10 protein-coding genes and 3 pseudogenes are annotated in these 21,120 nt (G+C 57.5%); 5 read left to right on the top strand and 8 right to left on the bottom strand.

Annotation, left to right across the window (positions count from 1 at the left end):
• The first annotated feature begins 801 nt into the window (after positions 1-801).
• Positions 802-1,221, top strand: coding sequence for an SET domain-containing protein (locus tag XI03_RS10595; RefSeq protein WP_271592109.1), 420 nt, complete (start codon positions 802-804; stop codon positions 1,219-1,221).
• Between the two features lie 1,475 nt (positions 1,222-2,696).
• Positions 2,697-3,110, top strand: a pseudogene (locus tag XI03_RS10590) (outer membrane protein); the annotation flags it as partial.
• A gap of 299 nt (positions 3,111-3,409) precedes the next feature.
• Here XI03_RS10590 and XI03_RS10585 read toward each other — a convergent pair.
• Positions 3,410-3,718 (bottom strand): hypothetical protein, encoded by a 309-nt coding sequence (locus XI03_RS10585; protein WP_271592108.1) that lies wholly within the window; start codon positions 3,716-3,718, stop codon positions 3,410-3,412.
• A gap of 1,122 nt (positions 3,719-4,840) precedes the next feature.
• Between XI03_RS10585 and XI03_RS10580 the strand changes: the two genes are divergently transcribed.
• On the top strand, positions 4,841-5,185 hold the full coding sequence (locus XI03_RS10580; RefSeq protein WP_442869707.1) for a hypothetical protein: 345 nt from the start codon (positions 4,841-4,843) through the stop codon (positions 5,183-5,185).
• 742 nt (positions 5,186-5,927) lie between these two features.
• Here XI03_RS10580 and XI03_RS10575 read toward each other — a convergent pair.
• The 5 genes and pseudogenes from XI03_RS10575 to XI03_RS10555 form a co-directional block, all read right to left on the bottom strand.
• On the bottom strand, positions 5,928-8,141 hold the full coding sequence (locus XI03_RS10575; RefSeq protein ID WP_271592107.1) for a hypothetical protein: 2,214 nt from the start codon (positions 8,139-8,141) through the stop codon (positions 5,928-5,930).
• A gap of 615 nt (positions 8,142-8,756) precedes the next feature.
• The gene (locus tag XI03_RS10570) at positions 8,757-9,026 is read right to left on the bottom strand and encodes a hypothetical protein (RefSeq protein ID WP_271592106.1); all 270 of its coding nucleotides are present in this window, start codon (positions 9,024-9,026) and stop codon (positions 8,757-8,759) included.
• 299 nt (positions 9,027-9,325) lie between these two features.
• Positions 9,326-10,566: pseudogene (locus XI03_RS10565) on the bottom strand (cytochrome P450).
• Between the two features lie 317 nt (positions 10,567-10,883).
• Positions 10,884-11,855, bottom strand: a complete 972-nt coding sequence (locus XI03_RS10560) for a pantoate--beta-alanine ligase (protein WP_271592105.1) — start codon at positions 11,853-11,855, stop codon at positions 10,884-10,886.
• A gap of 85 nt (positions 11,856-11,940) precedes the next feature.
• A complete protein-coding gene (locus tag XI03_RS10555; RefSeq protein ID WP_271592104.1) occupies positions 11,941-13,422 on the bottom strand; it encodes a pentapeptide repeat-containing protein in 1,482 nt (493 codons plus the stop codon).
• 1,461 nt (positions 13,423-14,883) lie between these two features.
• Between XI03_RS10555 and XI03_RS10550 the strand changes: the two genes are divergently transcribed.
• Positions 14,884-15,315 (top strand): hypothetical protein, encoded by a 432-nt coding sequence (locus XI03_RS10550; protein ID WP_271592103.1) that lies wholly within the window; start codon positions 14,884-14,886, stop codon positions 15,313-15,315.
• Between the two features lie 691 nt (positions 15,316-16,006).
• Here the strand turns inward: XI03_RS10550 and XI03_RS10545 are convergent.
• Both XI03_RS10545 and XI03_RS10540 read right to left on the bottom strand, forming a co-directional pair.
• Positions 16,007-17,485 (bottom strand): annotated as a pseudogene (locus XI03_RS10545) (S10 family peptidase).
• A 947-nt stretch (positions 17,486-18,432) separates the two neighbouring features.
• Positions 18,433-18,873, bottom strand: a complete 441-nt coding sequence (locus tag XI03_RS10540; RefSeq protein ID WP_271592102.1) for a VirK family protein — start codon at positions 18,871-18,873, stop codon at positions 18,433-18,435.
• Between the two features lie 546 nt (positions 18,874-19,419).
• On the opposite strand from XI03_RS10540, the gene XI03_RS10535 reads away from it, so the two are divergent.
• Positions 19,420-20,340 (top strand): hypothetical protein, encoded by a 921-nt coding sequence (locus tag XI03_RS10535; RefSeq protein WP_271592101.1) that lies wholly within the window; start codon positions 19,420-19,422, stop codon positions 20,338-20,340.
• Positions 20,341-21,120 lie beyond the last annotated feature (780 nt).

Genomic DNA, 21,120 nt, shown 5'->3' with positions numbered 1-21,120 from the left:
AACAGCCCAGGTTTCTCGTTCGAATGGGGACCACCGGTTGGATGGTTTATGATCGAGAACGCAAGGGACCGGCGCTGTTAAGGGATCACACCTTGGCCGAGAAGCTGTCCCAGGACCGGGCCGAACAAATGAGGCAGGCACTAGTTGATGGTCCGATCAACTGATGACCATGATCCCTTTAGGTGAGCCTTCGGGCGAATTGAAAGTCTACCTGCCAGCCCCGCTCCGGGGTCTGGACGCCGAGAACATAGCCATTTCGTTCATGCGTGGCCCCAGCAGGGGCCCGGCCAGTTTGCCGGTAACACTAAGCAATCGGCCTGCGAACGGCTGCGGCGCCGGACAACACGCATGAACGTGTCCCTTGCTTATGCTTACTGGCAGCATCAGCCGTTCTGCGAAGCCCCTGCCGGTCGACCGCTAAGCAATAGGCCTTAGATGCTGAACGATAAAGTCTAGCCGCGCAGCCCGTCGCGCCGATAGCGCCAAATCCCGTCGGCGAAACGCTCAGTGAAGATCTGGTGTCCGCACAGGCCGGCGTCGCATCGGAAGCGGCGGGCGATCACCAGCAGTCCTACGGCCCTCCCCGGCGGCGGATCGCTCACGGTTGCAGATATCGGCATATCGGCTATGGACGGCCGCGAAACTGTCCGCAGCAAGGAAATGAAAGTCTTTCGCCAACTACGTCACTTGCGCTCGCCGGTGGGGAAGACGCGATGAAACGAGCCTACCAATCCTTGCAGCAGATTTACTAGAGTCAGGCCAGTTAGCTTGCTGGCCGCTAGTGACTTTTGGAGATTCTCGATGTTGATTGTTGAAACCATTTTGAAGCCAGACCAATTTGGCGGTATTGGCCTTTTCTCTGCTACTCTTTTACTTAAAGATACATTGGTTTGGATTCATAATCCGATCGTTGACATAGCCGTGACGCCTGAGCAGTACGAAACTCTAGCTCCAACATTTCGAGCTCTACTGGATAAGCATGCCTATCCAAGAGACTACAAGTCTAACGATGGTGTCATAGAGTACAATGCTGACAATGCCCGCTTCATGAACCACAGCAGTCAGCCAAACACATATCAAGACGATTATTGCCGAATTTTAACGGCGCGTGACGTACAACCTGGTGAAGAACTGACTTGCAATTACTTGTTTTTCGATCCGACGTGTGACTTATCGTGGAATAACGAACCATCGGTGAATGTTGATGCCCCAACGGGCTAGGCGGCAGTGGATTGAGTTCGCGGTCTGACGACTTGATTCGTCGGCGAATTCACGGGAAGAGTTTCGGCAACTGGTTGCGGGCCATGGACCGACCCAGCTTTTTTTTGCGGCTGCCGCCTCGAGCTTGAAAATTGTTGCGAGCGCAGCCTTGTTCGACATCCCTGGCTCGCAGAGTTCGGTGGCCCAGGGCCCGGAACGTGCTTTCGATCACGTATAGCCGCGATGTCGAGTTCACGACATCTGTAGAGCCTACCTCGGCAAGATCTCCGCGGGTGTGCCCGATCTCGCACTTACTAGAGAATCTGACGATGCTCGATCAATTCCCAATCGCAGCTGAGATGGCGCAGGAACTGAGCCTGATAGGATCTTAGCATGCGCTGATTGTGCCGCTTGACGTCAGAGTCGCAGATGTGCTGTTCACAAGCGCACTTGATGACGACCGCCTGTGGTTCGATCTTTGTCCTCGATCTACTTTCGCTGCGCAGAGAAGATCCTTTCCATCCAGTCACGACCCTGAGACCTGTTTGGGCTATGAGATCACTGACTATCGAGTCATCGAGTTCGGCCCGAGGTCCATCTGATCTTGCCCTCGTGCCGGTCAACCATCCCTAGCGCTCAAGGACGCCGCGAAGGCGGCGAAAGACGCAAGACAGCGGGCGCGTCGATCCTAAAGCGGTCCGGGCACGACTCCTGGCTTTCTCGCGCACTCACGCTCCCAAAAACTAACACTACTGAACTTGCGACGACTGGCTGCTTGCCATCACGGCAGCTCGCGCGGGGAAAAGAACATTGCACTTGAAATCACGCTGTTCATGCGGAACCGGTCCGCGCACACTTCAATGAACAAACATGAAAGTCGCACATGCGCGCGCCTTCCACGCTCGTCGAGCAATGTAGGGCTATCGACGCTCAATTGTCCGCCTTCAAACCACCGTAAGGAAGTTGACGCGACACGCTCTTAGAAAACTCCTGCAGAATATACGAACTAATCCGGCACGCCGCTTGCTCCATTCAGGACATCATCACCAATCGTAGTGCGGTGATCTTCGGAGCGGCCCCGGCGCGTTATTACGTGTCTGGTCGCTCCGACGTTTTGCCGTGCGGCGATACTCAGCGAGCGGGACCGTGTCTCGAGAAAGTGCAGGGCAATCTTTATGCGATCAAGAGTTCTCTTGTTGGGTGCTACGACAATGGCGCTCGTCCCAACGGGTACAGCTATGGCGAATCTCGAGCGACAAGTACTGCCACCGGCGGTGTGGAACTGGTCTGGAGGCTACATTGGCGGGCACGACGGTGGCGGGTACGGCCGAACCTCCTTTAGCAATCCCTTTGGCCCCTCGATCTATGGCGACATCGTCGATGTTGCATCGTTCGTCGCAGGTGGCCAGATCGGCTAGAATTAGCAGAACAACAGTTGGGTATTCGGCCTCGAACTCGATGCCAGCGCAGCTGCCGCCAACGGCTCAAACACCTGCCTAGCCGCCTCCCACTTGATTGTAAGCGCAAACTGCACCGCAGGTCCCAACCTCTTTGCGACCGGGACAGGTCGCATCGGTTACGCCTTCGGCGCGCCAGGGCAAACGCTTGCCTATCTCAAGGCGGGCATAGCCTGGCAAAACAATCGGGGCGACGTCGTCAACAACTTTGAAGGGCGCAAGCTGCCACCGGAGAAAACCCATTTCGACTATGGCCGAGCTGGTAGCGTCATCGGGCTCGGTGTCGAGCAAGCCCTTACGCCTGCATGGTCGGTGAACGTCGAGTATGACTACCTGCATTTCGACGGACCGAGTGTCGCGACCGCTTCGACGGTGCAGTTACCTCCGTTTGCCATTGTACCGGCGAACACAACCAGCCTGTCCAGCAACTATCACTGGGAAGAGTTGGTCTGAACTACCACTTTGATGCAGGCCCTGAGGCCGCACCAAGGTCCGATGCGCCGCCATATGCGAAATGAGCCGGCAGCGTACCACCCATTCCCTACGCGCCCGGTTGGTCGTTCGAAGGCGGCTCGCGGCTCTGGCTGAGCCGGGGACGATTCCAGTGGGATCCGAGCGCAAGGCGATGTGATTGCGGCGTCGGCTGGGCAGACTTGAGGCGATTGGCGTTGGGGACTCTTTTGTCCGCCAGCCAAACGAGTAACTTGCGGCAGTTTGGTGGCCGAGCCGGCATACGCTCGATGCCAAGACTCCTAAATTCCGCAGCGGGATCTCTCCTGGGCAACCGTGACTGCGGCGAGCCCCAACACCGCGTCGCCGGTGAATCCGAAATGGAGACGATAGAGCCACCAGATTGCGCAGCACCGGTCGAGATCGTACATGGCGAGCGCGCGCCTTGTTGCTGCGACCATCCGCCACATCGGCTTCATTCTGCATGTCATCTGGAAACCTCGACGTCTCGGGGCCAGCGCTCTCCATTTGATGACTTTTAGGGCGATGATGGCTTGCTGTCCGGCACGTTCACCTGCAACAGGTTGAGAACTGAGATTGATGTTCGACATGCCGTTCTTTTCCGCGTTTCGAAGCTGTTTGCGCACACCTATGTGCATGCGAATTACCGTAATCCTACGGTGCAGGTGCTGCTTGCAAAAGGTCCAAATCTGGTAGTGCCAATTGATACGTTTCGCATCCGGTTACGAACAAGACGAACCCGATTGGACGAATCCAGACCTGAGACATCTACCGCTTCCCCAGGTGCGGCAGATGGTGAAGGGGCATTATGGATCGGGTTCGGATCCATAAAGCTCTCCTTTCTGTTATGTGAACAAAGGCCTGTTGAAGATTTCCCCCAGGGAATGAGCTGAGTTCGTCACGAATTCAGAGATGGGCGGCTTCGTCATCGAGAGGCCAAGTTCGAATGTTAAAGAGGCTGGCTTTCGAGAAGCTGACAAAGGTCGAAGAAGGAGCCAAACCGCGGCCGCATCTGCCAGTCTGATGCGATCATCTCCGAGCCAAGTCTCATTCCGCCTTGCGCCGCAGTCGGGCGCGGGTCTGCGTCGTGCATTGCGTTCACCTGGGCGTAAAGCTGGTTAGGAAGCCCAGGTGATGCGGACCACGGCCAGACCCAGTCTTGCACAGAACATGTGTATTTCGCTCTCTGCCCGCGACCAGTCGTTCTGGCTGGCGCTTCGAGCCTATGCTCGGGGCCCTAACCAGAATGGCCGCGATAGCCCGGCAGCGCGAACAGGCGAGAGCGCGAGCTGCGTGAGAGTGCGGCAAGCGCGGAGCGAACAGTTCACCTGATGAGATGAAGAACGAAGTCGCTCAGACGCAAAGTAGCCGACGATCATCCCGCGTACGGCTAAAGGTGCGACGGTGCCGGTGATCCCGAGACTGCGGCTGCCGCTGCGTGTGATGGGCATTCCGCGAGGTCCCCAGTGCCTCCGATTATGCGTCCCATGATGCAACCTGGGACTGACAGTCTGGACTACATCCGTCAAGCGGAACGTTACATCCTCAGGTGAAGCAATACGACCCGCCAACTTTGTCCCGGGTTCTATTGACGCCTGCGTCATGCAGAAGGCGCTCGTGTCAGGGCGTTGAAAGAGAATTCACTCGTGTCCCGAATGAAGAAAATCGTAGACCGTCGAGTTCGGCTGGGGCTAACCTAGGTTGAGAGGGCGGTGGCAACGGTGCGGCAGCACGAGACTATAGGCTTTGCGGACTATCTCGCAACGCGTTGGCAACCTTGGGAAAAGGTGCTGAGGCGCATTGCCCCCGAAGAGCACGCAGCAATGGACGATCGGCTCACCGATGCGATGGGCGACGAGTTTCAAATTCGGCTGAAGCAACGGCTGGCCGAAGCGGGTCTGACGGGCGATGCCGACGTCCAGCGGACGCTCGGACCTCAAATCGTCAACGAGATCGCCTGCGAGATCAAAGACGAGGTGATGCACCTGGTGCTTAGGGCCGCACGGAATCGAGCTGTAAGAGATCGGTCCGATTTGTCATGCGGATTGCTGTCGTAAGCTCGCCATGGCTCAATGAACAGTCCCCGAAGCTCATTCGGGCGTCGGAGCCTGCCCTTTCCGGCGATGCCACCGTTGCTCGCACGTGACGGCGGCTGAAAAAGCAAGGAAATGACGCCGGTGTACTGAAATTGTCTCCGCGGCGCTCGGCGCCATTGCAGTTGAAACGAAGAAGCTCCGAAGTTACTCGGATTGACGCTCAATGTAGAACGACAAGCCCAGCATCTTTTGGGGCCAAAGTGGCGTGATGCTGGGCCCGTCGTAGCCTCATGCAAGAGTAGCAAACAGGCCCCGTTGTTTCGCACCGCCCGGTTTGATTCGTCAAAGCGGCCGGGGCGCTCAGCTCCCGTACATCCGGACCATCCGCGATCCGTTGGAGCTCGCCCGAAGAGTTTGCGCGCCAGTTCGCTGCCGGCAGGCAGTTGAAAGCACTGTGACATCCGGGCGTATCGCCCCCGACATCAGGTATATCTTTCCCGCCTGCAATAGTCAGCGGCCCAGCTTCTCGCCCTGAGCGCCGATGTTCGCCACAGCAGGGAATGGCAGCTTGCTTGCGCGACGACCGACAATCCTCCGGATCGCCAGCAGATAACCCTGCCGTAACCAGTGTTCTCTCCCAGGCTCCATAGTTGTGTAAGCTGGATCGGGACGAGGCTCGGCGCAGCTTAGGCAATCCGCCGAGCCGGTCCGGAGGCATGAACTCTGCCGCCGAACGGCTCACCGCCGCAAGACAGCCAGCTCACTAGATCCCCAGTCGAGCCATCTGAGCTGAAGCGTGCTCCGGGCCGGGCAGGGGCTGCCACGGCTGGCCAGCGGCAGTGCTCAACAAGGACCTACAGAACGCAGGAGTGAGCTTTCCGCGATGGATCACGACGTTCTCGTGCCCCTCGGCGGCTCGAGCGTTCTGCCAGTGTTGATTGTAGCCGCGCTGTTCGTCAGACTTCACGTGGCAAGCGGCGAATTCGCGATCACCCAGCATTGCCAATTGCCAGGCATGTACCGGCCGCTTGGTATGGATGTGCACCCACATCGGCCTTGGCGTCGCACCACTGCTCAGCGCCCTGGGCTGCAGCTTGATTTCGAACAGCGTCCCTGGCTCTCCCTTCAAGGCGCGAGGTGGATCCACCGACGCCAGTTCCCCCGCTGCCCGTAACTGTACAAGGTATTTTTGCGATGGAAACGCATAGGTCTTCATGCAATCGCTCGTGATTGCTGCCTTTCGCGCGTTCAATGAGTTTGCCTGCCCCTGAACCTCGGACCGACTCTTTTGGAGCCGGACTATCTTTTCGTGCACTTCGGGCACCTGCGCAGCCGCGAGCATGCCGCGTCGGCGAGGCTCCTTCAGCGCGGCTACACAGGCCTTAATCTCGGAGGACTGCGTCTGCAAGCGCTCGATCACGCGATCCAGGACATGTTCGGCGTCCTCGGGCTTCATCTGGCGCGCTTGCGAGACGGCGCTTTGCTGAGCCCGCAGATCGAATTGCAGCAGCTCGTCCAATCGCTCAAGTAATCCCGGCAGTGCTTTTCTGGAGGGCGGAGCCTGCCACATGTGGAGGTGATCGGTCGCAGAGGTTGACGCGGCTGCCTCCTCCGCCGTGGCGAGTTTCTTTGTACCGAGATCCGAGAGCACGATGACCTTGCCCGTGGGGGCCGTGGCGGCATCGGGCCTGGCGAATTGCGGCGCGTGGGGGCTGGCCGTCGAACTTCCCTCGCCTGCGGCTTCTGCGCGCCTTGCTTTGCCCTTTCTGCGTACTGGAGTGCCTTCACCCACCAGAGCAGTGTTTTCTGGCAGCGTAGCCCAAGCCGGCGGTTCAATCGTCACTTCCGTCTTTGGTTGCAAGGCCAGCAGCCGCGTGACGTCATTCGCCGTCACCCACGCGCCGTCCACGATCTCGCCAAGCAACTGCAAAGGAAGGTCAGCTTCCGTTCCAGCCCCCCGCAGGGGGTCAAGCATGCCCCTCAGTTGGGATGCAAATTCCGAAAGCCGTTCCATGACTCCTTCCAGAACGGCGCGGTGCTCGGCGTCGAGCACCACTCCTCCCAGAACGGCGTCGCCCGTCGAAACAAATGCCGGAAAAACATCTCCAATAAAGGTCTTGAGCAGACGCACCCTCCCGCTCTCGTCCATGAGGGCGGCTCGCACGTCTGGTGCTAACGTGCTCGCTTGCGACTCAATCAAGACCTGCGCGAGAGCGATCCGCGATTGCAGATACATACACTTGGTATTGAGCGCCCAGCCAGCATTGAGCCTAAGTTGGGCCGCTTCGGCCTTGCGCATCTCGGGCGTGCTGCTTGGCAAGTCAGCAGTAGCCGCACAGACTAACTGCATCCGCTCGAAGCGCAGCGCCTTCTTTCCCCACCACTCCATGCAGGCAGCGTACTGGTTCGCGACGCCCGCAACGACGCGGCTCAGCTGGTCGGGGGGAGCGCTGTCTTTGACATTCTTGAGCAGGGCTCCTGCTTGCTTTCTCCTGTTCTCAAGTGGGTAAAGAATCTGGGTGGCCAATTCGTTACATTGCTTGCCCGCATCCAGCGTGTCGTCGCGGAGCCGGCGAGCCTGATCGTCGGGCAGGATACGACGCGCCAAATTGGTAGGCAGATTCGCGTAATACTCCAGAACTGTTGAGCCTGCTTCGACCACTCGATCGATCCGTTCTTGCGCCTGTTGCAAGTTGCAGGGTTGCGTGGCCGCTCGACGGCAAGTTTCAAACTTCTCAAGCAGGCTGTCCACATTTCGCTTTGCTGCCTTGATCTCGTCGCGCGTTGGCGCCGCCACATCTGAAGCCGCGGTTCTGTCTGGAGGTCCAGAGCGCATCCGCTCCATGACGGCATCGAACGATTGACCGCGTTCCCCAGGGAAGAGACCAGGCTCCTGGCTCGAACGGCTCAATTCCCCGGTGCTGTCGGCTCCCGCCGCCTCTACCTGTGATGGATCAGCTCGGCCAATACCTGTCATACTTCATCTCCGAATAGTCGAGAGTGCGCAGCCTGTCTGGATAGAGCGCCTAGCTGACGACTAGCTGACCAAGAGCATCCATCCGGATGCACAAGAAAGAAGATGTCACCTTGAGTTCCACTTCCATCGCAGCTTCTCGTGTTGCTGAACTAGCCGCATCAGTGCCGATGTGACCAGCTGAGACGTGGCCAGGGCCCGACTACCTGCCGGCGAAGTAATCCCGCTCCAATGCCGTGCCTCAGTGCACGCGAACCGGGTCAAGTCATCCCAAACGCTAGAGACCAGCCAGAGAGCGCTCGCCTCCTGAACGGCGATTTTGGCGAAGCAGAAATGGCTAGCGTATGTCGATCGGCGAACCCCCGCTCGCAACACGCGTCCCGCTATCCAGTAAGCAGACTTCGACCAAGAGCTTACCAAGTCACCAGCCATACACGGTTAGTGCGAGACGCCGGAAGGCATCAGCAACAACATTTTCTGCGTCCGAACTGAGCAGAATCGACGTTACACAGCCTTCACACTACGTCTCGCCAAAGCCGGGCCGCGCCCAGGCCGGTTAAATCACCCTCGTGGAGATATGGCGGCGAGCGTACCAATTCGCACCGAACATCAACCCTATCAGCGAACCGGCTGTCGGCACGACTCTAAACGGGTCAGTGTCGGTTCAACTACCAGAATAGCTCCGACTGATATCGCGACAATGATCCAGATATTCTTCAGATGCATGTAGCCCAGCGCGTATCCGAAAACGAGGAGCATGCCACCGAAGGATATCAGGAGAAGCATCGGCAAAAGCATTGCCAGATCATCGCCGGCCTTGCCAAACTGCCGTGAGGCAACCAACTGGGCGAATATCGAAAGCGCTTCTCCAAGGAAAATCGCTGCCACAGCTACAATCTTCCATATCAAGTTCATTGGCCTTTACGGTTCCGGCTATCCAAGGCAGGTGCGGAGACTGGGCACCGGAGTTAATGCGCCGGTTGCCTTTTCGGCGTCAGGCGCCTGAAAGCCGTGCGCGCGCTACACTATCGCTCTTCGCGGGCGCCTCAAGCATCAGCCCAATCCATGACTGGACCCGACATGCAGGAATTGTTTCACGTCGATCAGACCATTTTCATTGCTTGCAGAAGCGAAGATGGTTGACGATGGGGCCAGCCAGCCGGTTGCCACACCGGAGCGATCAGGGACTAGGCTGCAATCCGCACCGGGAGAGTGGAATAGGCATGCACGAAGTTGGACGCAATTCGCTCCGGTTCGCCGATAACTTCGACCTCCAGTCTCGCAGTCAAAATCTCTTCCCAGAGGACTCTCAACTGCAATTCCGCGAGATGTCGACCAAGACAACGATGGATCGCGAATCCGAACGAGAGGTGCTGCCGCACATTCTTGCGGTCAATGACGAAACTGTTGGCGTTCTCAATGATTTCTTCGTCCCGATTGCCGGAGATGTACCACATGATGACCTTGTCGCCCTTCCTGATCTGCTTCCCGCCTACGATGCTATCGGTCGCGGCGGTGCGGCGCATATGCGCGATTGGCGTCTGGTATCGAATAATCCGGACACGGCGCTCGAGACCAGCTTGGGATTCTCGGTTAGTTTTCGCAATTCGGAGGGGTACTGACCCGTGAACAGGAGCCCCCCGGTAATCGAGTTACGCGTGGTATCATTGCCCCCAACGACCAGCAGAATCAAATTCCCGAGAAACTCACTCGCTTCATGTGGCGTGTGGCGCTCCAGTGCGCCATCAAGGAAATCAGGTCGAGACGCGGCTCGGCATTTACGCGCTCGTTCCAAAGTCGGGTGCAATAGTCCAGGCACTCCGACAAGATTGTGCTTCGCTTGTCCCAGCTGTCGATTACATGGCCCGCCTTCGCAGCTGCAACAGCTACGTCGACCAATAGGTCAGGAGCTGCCGATCCTAAAATGGAAAGTCGAACAGCGCGGCGAGCGTTTGCGTCGTCAGCTCTATGGAGACCATGTCCACCCAATTGAAGGCATCATTGCGCGGCAAGCCTTCTAGGATCGCCTTGACCCGAGAGCGGATCAGCCTTTCGAGCCTCGTCAGGCTTTCCGGTTCGACTATCGGACTCACGGTATTGCGCTGCTCGGCGTGTTGGGGAGGCCCCATTTTGATAAAACTCTGGGTCCAGCGCTTGTCAGGGACGTCGACAATAGTGACACCCTGCTCTGACGAGAATGCTTTGTGGTTCGTGTCTACCGCGACAATATCCCGGTATTTCGTGACGGACCAATATGGGCCATAACGGCTATCTTGACAGTAGTGAACGGGATCTTCCCTTCGCAACCGCTCCAAGCAACCCCATATGCTGTCGTCTTGAAAGCATTTGCCCTCGCTTTACATCCAGATTGCTTAGCGGGATAATATACGCATCGTCATCTCTATACTCTTTCAATCGCCTTTTTCATGATCGTCTCCGCAGACCTTGCTTTCGAGAGCTTACGGATCCAAAGGTGGCGATTCACCGTTTCGAGCTGCCGGGGCGTTTGGCTGCGACGGCCGCTCGAGCAGACTATCTCAAAGAGCGGCTAGCCGACCCTACCATATCGAGCAGTAGAGATCGATCTACTCAGTGGATCGTGAGAGCTATCACTGCTGGTTGGACGACGGCTGTGCCCTGGAGGCAGCGTAGCGCCGAATGCTCAGTCATAAGGTAGCCCCTGCGTTCGGGCACGGACGGCGTGGCTATGTTTGTCGAAAATCGCGCTATGTATAATCGACCTGGCTAGGACTTTTCAGGTAGATCAATCCAGACATCCGGAGGACCATTCAGGAGTGTATCCTGATCCGGAACGTAGATACTATCGAAGATCCTGAGGCCATGAGCCATTGCCGCTCCAACAATTATGAAAGGGAGCTTGACCTGCTCCAGGTCTTCGAAACTATCAGCGCCAACGATTCGGACAAAATCGAGTTTGAACTGCCGGAACGCTATTTGGGATGTAGCCGCCGCTACCAGATCCTTGACGCTCGACGCTCCTTGGGCGATCTCCTTCCTCGAATGGTCCAATGCCGTGAAGAGACACGACAACTCATTAAGCTCGGAGCGGCTAAATCGTCGCAAGCGCGACGAAATGGGCACGCCGTTCCTGTATCTCACGGTCGGCACAAATCGTATCTCACAATCAAGAAGCAAGTCTGCGACGGCGCGCTTCACCAAGATCGCCTGACCCACATCTTTCAGGCCGAAATAGCTGCGAGTTGGTCGTGCAAAGCAGATCCAGCGGATTGCTCCGGTAACAGCTTCCTTCAAATGCTCCTGAGGCCCATCCAAACGCAGATGATAATCGTCTTGCGATATTAACGTCCGATAGCCCGGCGGGAACATCTCGGCGTCGTTAGACGAAAGTACGGCAGTGGCGCCTGCACGTAGCGCAAGCCGAATATCGTCGTCCAAATTGAACTCGTAACTAACACCTGGCTCAAATTGGCTTTTATTCGGGTAGACTGTGACAATTGCGACGTCATTCTCGATTGCGGCCCTTCTAATTAATTCTGCATGCCCAAGATGCAGGGCGCCTAGGGTGTGTACCGTCCCAATAGTCTGCCCTGTTCTCGCCACCTCCCGGATGAACGCTTTGCCTGCGGAAAGACATCCCAGATGCATTTTCTTACTCCAGTTTTTTTGGACGCCGAAAGAGTGGTCTGATGATCGGATCGCAGTAGGTCGGCCCAGGGTGTCGTATTGGCTGCGCATGCCAACGAGCCCCAAAGAGCTTTAACGCCCGCTCACAGCTCGGACGACCGCACCAACCTGCTCTAAGCTCACCGACATTGTAGAGTCAGGTTGACCCTTCTCGACCACTTCTGATCAATGATGAGAATTCGGCCAGATAGCTTGAAGGCTCGTGCGGCTGATTACCCTTCAAAGCGGCCTGCAGTCCCGGACATCGGTCGGCAAAAAAAGGTGGCTCGAATGTGGTTATCTTAGCGCCCGAAAAGTCGACTTTTACGAAGCTGGCCTGGAACGGCGATATCCCACTCAGGTTCGCCTCGCGCAACGACGATTGGTTCATGCGAACGTATGCGACGCGCGTTGCCTCCAGGTTGCTGGAGGTCATTCCTGCGGCCAGATATGCCTGAACGAGATTGGATCCTTCGAGATTTGCGTGATCCAATGCCATTGATTGCGGGGGATCACCGGTAATCATCGACCTGTAGAGGTAAGCCTGAGATAAGTTAGCATGTTTAAGATCGCAGTCGCGCACAAAGGCGCAGCGGCCACGAAAGCCCGTGAATTTGGCGGCTCGCATTGTGCTCTCTGTTATCGAAATGCTTTCGCCTGATGCCTGGGACAGGTCCGCTCCATCGAGCTGACAGGAATGAATAGATGCACCGTTCAACACAGCACCGACGAGGTTCGCGTCGGCCAAGTTGACGGTCAGAAGCCGCGCCTCGGTCAAGTCTGCCTGCTCAAGCTTCGCACTTGAAAGATTTGACAGGTGAACATCTGCGAACGGAGCGCTCAGCGCTCTCGCCGCAATGCGGCCGCTCACCTTTGAGAGTCTCAGATACGGAAGATGAGCACCTTCCAGGACAAGACCGTCGACCGAGGTGGGACGCACGATCGATAGACAGTCCCCCTTTGACTGGAGGAACGAGCACGCCGCCAGATGCGCCTTCGTGATCGTGACTTGGCTCAGCTTGGCAAAGCGGAAGGAAGCGGAAGGAAGGAAGCATTCATTGATGATTGAACCCTGTAATTCCGCGCCATCAAAAACGGCTTCGCTCGCGTCGCACTGGTAAAAGAGGAGCCCGCTTAGCATAGCGTCGTCAAAGCGTGTCCTTTTCATGCTGCAACCGTGAAACAAACTGCCGGTTGCATCGATTACACCGCGTAGACTGGCATCATCAAAATTGCAGACCTGCGCTGCAATTGCGTGCATATACGCAAAATCGAGCTTGGCCCCGCGGAAACTTGCCCTCTCTAGCCCCGGACAGATAAGGTTCGCCTCCGAGAGATCTGCCCGATCCAACTTTGCTCCGTAGAGCTGCGCACGATTGAGGGTGCAGCGTCGCATCGGGAAGTCTGACAGGTCGTGACCGCTAAAGTTTTCGGAGGATAGCTGCAACCCAATTCCAGTCCTTCTGATCGCCTCCTCGGTTCGCGTGCCGACAGCGGCCACCGCGCGCAGCCGATCGGCAGCTCGGCTCCAGTACCGAACAAAGTCGCCATCCGATAACGAGTTGTTTGCCGACTCTGGCCAGTGCGCTGCTCCCGCATTCGCGGTGCACTCGCTGTCAGCGCCGATCGTTTGCGACATGTCGAGTATTCCGTATTGCCCGGCTTCCGAGGGGCCTTAGCTCAGCATCTGTGGCGAACTCGTCGGCGAAATGGCGACGCGATGCCTCGATGAGGCACCATTGTGTCGGTTGCCTCCGTAGCCGGCACGCTTGAGCACGTCACCCAAATATTAATCATGCGCCCACACTGCCGCTCGCTGCGATCGCTCATCAAGCACGGTAACGCTGCCAGCGCAACGGTCGTTTGACAGTGCCGAAAAGTTCAGAAGGTGCGATTCGTCTCCTCGATCCCCATCGGCAACTCCACATCGCTCTCCATACCGAAGACGATAAATCCAACGTCTTGCTTCTTCTTCAGAATGTACCCACAACGTTCGGACGGAAATGTGATCTTTCATCTAGGGCTGAACCTCACTCATTACTCGGCGGCACCTCGTTTTCCGATAGCAATGACCGTGCCAGCCGCATCAGTCGAAATTGCGGGCGGAATAGGCGTCATGAAATCGAAATTGACGCCGAATGTTTTGAACCTGACAAACACGGTCTCTTTGTCAGCGACCGCACGCAATCGCAAGGATATCGTGAAAACGACGATCCCGAGCTCATTTGCAGGAGAGCAAGAGCATAGTCTGCTTGCGCACATGCAATAGACGGCTTGCAATTCAACACGCGCGGATCGTCGACATCACGGTCAGCCAGTGTTTGAACTCGACTAGCCCTGCTCCGCGCGCCCGCCGCTCCACTTAGTGGGACGCCTGTGATCCACAGACCGTCCTGGCTGAGCGATGAGCGGCGCACAATTGTGACTGAACTGGCGAGCAAGGGCGGATGCCCCGCGATCGGAGATCGACGTTTCTACGTCAAGGCGAAACGCGTCGTTGTTAGCAACGAAGCTCGCCGGAATGAATAGCAGCTGCCCAGAGATCCGCTGGCAGGCTCCACATCCAGAAGCTCCGACACGTCCTCGCCATCAGAACTTTCTGCTTCTCGGCATGCTCAGCCCAACGCATCCGTCCTGAGGACGACTTATCCGCTCCAGATAGGACGCAAAGCCTTGCGTCGGCGAAGTGCGCGGGTGCCATACGTAGGCCGGCGTCATCGCGCGCAGTCAAAGCCCCCGACGCTCGCGTGGCCGCGCGTCAGCGTGCGATCGCGAGCGGTCAGTCAGACCTCTTGTTCTCGGGCAGCCGCCCTTGTCCTGGACTCCGGCGTCCAGACTGGCGAAGCGGTCCCGCGTCTCATTCTGCGCCTTACCTTGAGCCGGTATGTCGAGCTGATCGGTGCGATGCAGTATTCTGGATTGTAGACGGCGCGCATTTTCTCTCCGTGCGCCTCTCGTTCCTGCGACCGCGGCGGTGGAATGTTTGCTGTTCCACTCCTCAAATATCTCGGGTGGCTTCTCACCTCTTGGCTGATCTGTCAGACTGTCGCGCTCTACTTGCGCTGCGACGGCCTCCGCCCGCATATTAGCCACAGGCTGCATGATCGGCATCCTTTTCTACGTCTGCGCCGGTCTTACGCACCTCGCGCCCTGGATCATGGGAGACACAGGCGAAGCCGTTGATGCCATAGGCTCTGTCTGGCAGGTCCGAGATATCCGAGAATCCACCGTCGCGATCCTGCTGCTGAGCATGGTCTTCACCGCATTGCTAGCAGGGCTGCGCCTCTTCCACCCCGACCGCGTTCAACCCGCCGATCCCGCTGCAATATCGGCTGCCTTGCTCACCGACACCGTGATCTACAGGCGGCCGCTGCGACCCGACATGTGGGCTAAATCACTTTTCGATCCCGCGAACAATATCGGGCAACCGATGATTTTCGTGCGCGCAACCGGACTGGCCGATAGCGGGCGTCACCGGCAGCTTTACTCCAGCGCGACGCCGCGCCCGACAAGAACTTGCTGCCTTTGGTGACGCTCGACCTGAAGCTGCTGAGCTCCACGGTCAACGCGCTCCCCAAGATCGAAGGCTGCACGGGTTGGTTGCTGCCCTTGACACCGGTAGCACCGATGCGAGGGTCCTACACAGTTTTCACGGCGACACGCGTTAAGCTGGTTGGATCCGATGACCCTGTGCGGAGAGCCAGTATTTTTAAGCGAGGCATGCCTTCAGCGAAGAAGTACGCTCTGCTTGGGCCAGCATCCGGACAGCTCATCCTGGATAATTCTCAGCTCCGCACAGCGTTTGACCTGCGAAATCATGCGCTAGACCACCAAAGAGATCTGGCGGTCCAGCTCGGCCTGCCCACCCGCAGCACCGGTGCAACTGGAGTTGATAAGCGTCTTAGCGGGCAGGCTTCAGAACTTGTCCGCCAAAATAGACGAGTACAGTTAATTTGATCTGGTAATGTGAGAGTCTTAACTCGTGGCTCTGCTGATCAACGCCTGGAAGCCTCCACACAGCGAGGCGGGCGTCACTTTAAACCACGCCTTGTTCGGTTTAATTTATGTCCCATCGTCGAATATTCCAGCATGTGGTCGTTCGACCATTCGGTGCGATCCAATTGAATGCCATAAATATCCGCACCCCCATACTTGAAGACCTCCGACCGAGAATGGAGTGGGAGCAGCTCCGGCGGCCACGGTACGGCTGAAGGGTGACCCAGTTACTTCGTCATCGCTTCGACCTCTGCACGAAAGGCTTGGCGCGAGGCGTCTCGTGAATAGAACATGTGACCGCCCGGAAAGGTTTCAAGCTTGACGCGTGGTGCCGAGGCAAATGGGGGCAGTTGATCGAGCACAATCTGTGATCCGAAATAGGGCGTGACGAGGTCAAACAGGCCGTGCCCGACGAGCAATTTCATATTCCGGTCCGTTGCCAGAATCTGGCGCAGCTCCGAAACGGACTCCGGCAAGCTGCGGCCGAAATCCCAAGCCTGCCTAACTGTTTCGTTGAGCAGCTCATAGGACCCGTCCGGCCGCCAATTTAGCTTGCGCGTAAGCAGATCGACAGTGGCACTGGTCAGAGGCGCCAACAGCGTATCGCCCGAGGGATCGCCGGAAGGGTGGAAATCCGACTCAGGATATGGATTGAGGCCACGCACCGAGGCGTCATAACTACCGATTGACTTCCCGTTCTTACGCTCGAATTCGCGGCGGAACTCGGCAGGTCCGAAGCGGCCAGCGAGCCTGCGACTCACCGCCTGGTCGATGCCCGTCAGCGCCGCGGCGTTGTCGGCCAGACGCGTGGTCGCCTCCTTGTCCGCGTGGCCTTTGATGAGATCGACCAGAAACTCGCTCCGTGCATAAGCTTCAACGTCCGCGAGATCAGCTCGCTTTACCGGACCCTCGGCTTCACGTACCGTCGCAACATAGCTTGGCAGCCTTGCGACGTATTGCAGCAGGCTCGTGCGGGCAAACTGGCCGTAGTCGAACAAGGGCGAGACCATGATCAGGCCGTTGACGCCTATACCCTGGCGCATCTGCAACTCCTGGACAAGTTTTGGCCCGCGAATGCCGCCATAGCTTTCACCCGCAATATATTTCGGCGACAATAGCCGGTCGTGCTTTTCGAGCCAGCGGCGGACCACCAGCGCCAGCGCGTTGACGTCGCCATCAACGGAATAAAGCCGCTTGCGCGAATCATCGCCGGTCCCCACGAAGCGGCTATAGCCGGTGCCTACGGGGTCGAGAAACACCAGGTCAGTGAAATCGAGCCAAGTTTCTGCGTTTGGCCTCACCTCCGGAAATGTCGATGGCGTGACCTTGTCCGCATTGATTGGCAGCCGCCATGGTCCGGCATTGCCGAGCTGCAGCCAGGCCGATGATGAGCCCGGTCCGCCGTTAAAGAAGAATGTGACGGGGCGCGTCCCGCGATCGGTGCCGTCAAGCTGATAGGAGGTATAGGCGATGTCCGCCTGCGCCTCGCCCTTGTCGTCGAACAGACGGATGGAGCCGGCGGTCGCGACGAAAGAGAGCGTCCGCCCAGGGAGCTCAAGCGTATGCCTGGTGCTGGAGTCCGGCGGCAGGCGATGCTGCTCGGCTGGCGATGGCATGCTCGGCGTTTACCCGGCGCCACCCTTCTGGCCGGCTGGCGTCGTGACCTGGGCAGGTGGCTGCGGATCGCCGGCTCGCGCGCTTCCCATCACCCCGCAGGCAACCAGAATCAGCGCAAGAGAGGTGCGGGGTAGCGAGGTCGAATGCATGAAGTTTTCCCTTTCCGGGCGCGCACTTTGCTGCACGACACCGATCTAGCAAAAGCGGCTCTAACTTAGTCATGAACCACTAGCCGATGCGGGGGAGCAACAAATCTACTCGATCTAGTAGCCATCGCCATGGCTGAATGCGCTATCAAGGTCGATCAAATCTGGCTGGATGCTTTGCCCCGCTTCAGCAGATGCGCCTGCAGGCGCGATGCTCGAGGGCTGCTTCTCCCGCCTGAAGCCCGGATACAGTCATTCCTGGCTTGCCACGATGTTGAGGATGTGGAGCCATTAGGTCGCGAACCGATCGTGAAGGACGGTGGCCCGCTGCTCCCTGAGGTGAGCCCTTACTCCCGATAAAGCCGGTAGATCCGGTTGGTCGAGGATGGTTGCCTCTCCGCTGCAGCATGAAAATCGTCATCGAGTCGGTGCCACCTTGTCCGCCCGATTTCCGCAATTCGCGGGTCGCGCAACAGATCCACAACAAGGCACAGGTAACCGATGCGTCATATCCTGAATGCGAAGAGGACCATTGAACGGTGTCTGCGATCTTATTGGAAGAACAAGTCCTCACAGCAGACACAAATCACAATGTGAAGACACCTTCCCGACGCTATGTACGCTGTGATTGACTGTGGGGACCTGGATCCTGGCCGTACGAGCAAAGCCGGGACGATCTTCTGATCAATACGATCCGATGAGCATGGCCGGCCCTCAACCATGCAACGAGCGATCTGACGCAAATTCGTGTAACGTGGCCATCCCCGACGAAAAGGCGGCCAGAAACGATCTGGCCGCCGTCACTATCCTGGGCTATCGTGTAATGGCTTGCGATGCCCTCCACACCGCCAAGGATCAAGACCAACGCGAATTCCCGCAGTGCTTTTCGTCTACCAGATGAATGTTGCCCCATCAGGCAGTTCGCAGATGAATTCGCCCTGGTTCACGAGCTCGGTGGTCCCGACAACAAGCTTGGAAGCCCGCACGGTAAGCTTGCCTTCGCGGCTGAGGCTGTGGCGAATGTATTCGGTCACAGCATGTCCAGAGCTATCAACCGTATGGTGCGCATTAGCGAAGCTGATGCCGTTCTGGGCCGTCACCCTGAAGGCATTGATGACCAAACCGGCCTGCGTCGCAGGCCCGGGTTTGCCACCCTCGGCGGTAGTACAGCGGTTCATATCCAGTATGAGTTTCATGCTCTTGCCCGTCTGCAGGGCCTTGAGCACCTCGGCGTATTTCGGCGAGATCTCATCGGCCCTGGTCGCCGTGCTCACGGCTGTCGCAAAAAGCACGGACAACAGGATCAACAAGGCTCTGCCAGTTAAATTCATATGCTCTTCTCCCTCCATAGGAACTACAGGTCGCGTAAGCGCAGCATCACAAGACGCATTCGTCGCAGGGCGAGTGGCGGATCACAAACATTGAGCGCCGTCGCACTTCGAACAAAGACAATCAGTCTCCATTAGACGCAAGTGGCCGTGGCGGTTATTCCGACATCACAACATCGTAGGTCAGGTTTGCTGAAGTGGCCTCCTGGCAAGAGCCATCGTGCAAAATGATTCGTCGAGTAGAGCCATTGGATACCATTAACGCCTCAGGTATCTGCCGCCTGAACAACAGGTCCGGACTTAGGCTGGCACGTTGCGCCGTGGTAACGAGTCCGTTCAGTTCAAGGCACCCGAGTTTAACCGCGCGAACTACACGCTTGGACGGCGCAATGCAGCGCCAACTCGCGGCTTTCGTTCCGGCTGAGCTCGCCTCAGTATTCCGCCTATCCTCATTTAGGACAAACAGCGTTATTTTCGCGCCCGTCAGCTTCTCGAAAGCTGTCTTTGCAAAGAATTGGACATCAAACACTACTTTGCGAGGGGAAACGGATGAACATCGATCCACCGAATGCCGCAGGGCCCACGGCCGACGGTCACGATGCCGTGCGGCAGCCGCACGAGGCAGGGCAAGTGAGCTCACCGGTGCGGCTGTCGGCCGACCAAGCAGAGTTTGAAGACCAGCTACATGGCTTGCATCCGGTTGGCCATGCACCGGATCCTGCTGCTGTATCATCGACTGCATCAAATCAGGCGGGGCCGCGAACCGCTCACTATCCAGCCGCATCATTTGTCAGCGCGCGTGCCCAGCTTGCCGCAACGCTAACAGGCGCTACCCTTGAAGCGCTCAAGAGCGAGATAGCCCTGGCCGACCAGCAATCAGCACGATGGGCGCCAGCGGGGGACCACAGTGTCAACGGGAACCGCATTTTCGACAATGTGGCGGCGTCGGCATATCTCAAACTGCATCGTTTCCAGAACCAGGACAGCGATTGCAAACCGCGCACGGAAGCCAGCACATGTGCAATATCACATGTCCGAAACACGGCACGGGATCATTCTTCCATTGGAGATCCTCTGGAGCGATATCCAATGGACCGGGCGCGCCAGGCTGGATGGCATATGCGTGGTAAGACATCTTCTCCATTCGTCTCGTTGGTCGAAGATCCTATAAAACTGACCGTTTCGAGTGACCACTGGGCGAGAGCGATCGCCCACAATGCGAACACGCTGTACACCTACGCCGTACCGAAGTCCGCCGTCTGGACGCCCGACGACGTACTGAGCAGTGTTGGCCTTGGAATGAATGTGGAGGATCAGGACAATATCAATGCGGATGTGGATCTGATGTGCTCGCTGGGCAGAACGCCAACCCGTGAGACCGAGCGCTTGTTCCTGGGCGGCGATTTGGAGAAGTACCGAATCGCCAGCGAAGACAATCCATACAAGCGGGCACCGGAGACTAACGATTAGACAGCCGGCGAACGCGCCTTGTCGCAGGCTCCTTGCAACGGTGGTCTGGCGGTGCCGCTGATAATGGCTTCGCAAACGTTGTTCAGATCAGTTCATCCCTTCACCTCCCTCTCTTCGCCAGCTGCGACCTGCCATCGACCGCGCAATCAATCAAGAGAGCTCGGGTGCAATCGCATCAAGTATCAGCTCAATAGAGACTCGCTCAGCGGCACCCCGGGCCGTCGCACAATGGCCTATTCGCCACCTGGATGCGTTCCATCAAAACAATCGATTTTGCCAAGCTTGCCTAGAAGCTCCATACTCGATCGTGATCTATGGAGGCAGCATTCAAGAATGTCGTTTGGCAAACGATTTCCTTTTCAGTCCCTTGCCGGTCAAGTCGGCCTGGGCGCTCGGGCGTCTTCGTTTCAGAAGTTAGCTCCCGCGCGTCACATAGAAGCATCACGAGGCTCGCCACGGTCTGCCTGCCAAATTGCCAAGTATGAGGTCGAACGCACGAGCGCGACTTCATGTTGTAAGGCCTAGCGAAGACGACTGTCTTCAAACAATGCCATAGGCTTTGGCTGAAGCTACGCCTTAATTTGACCGATGAAATGCTCATGACATTGGCGCCCGTGTGCAGATCGAAAGACGAAGCGCCGATCCTGTCGCAACTGAATCAAGATGCGGCGCGCGAGCAGAACGCTGGCGATCGCTATTTTGGGCACACACCAATTCCAAGCTCGAGATCCGATCATTCTGGCGCCGTGAACCACGTGAGACGAAATAGTGCTGGTGTAG

Origin of the sequence: Bradyrhizobium sp. CCBAU 65884, assembly GCF_028128835.1 — a bacterium.
Taxonomy (GTDB): domain Bacteria; phylum Pseudomonadota; class Alphaproteobacteria; order Rhizobiales; family Xanthobacteraceae; genus Bradyrhizobium; species Bradyrhizobium ottawaense.
This window is presented reverse-complemented; position numbering and strand designations above follow the sequence as displayed.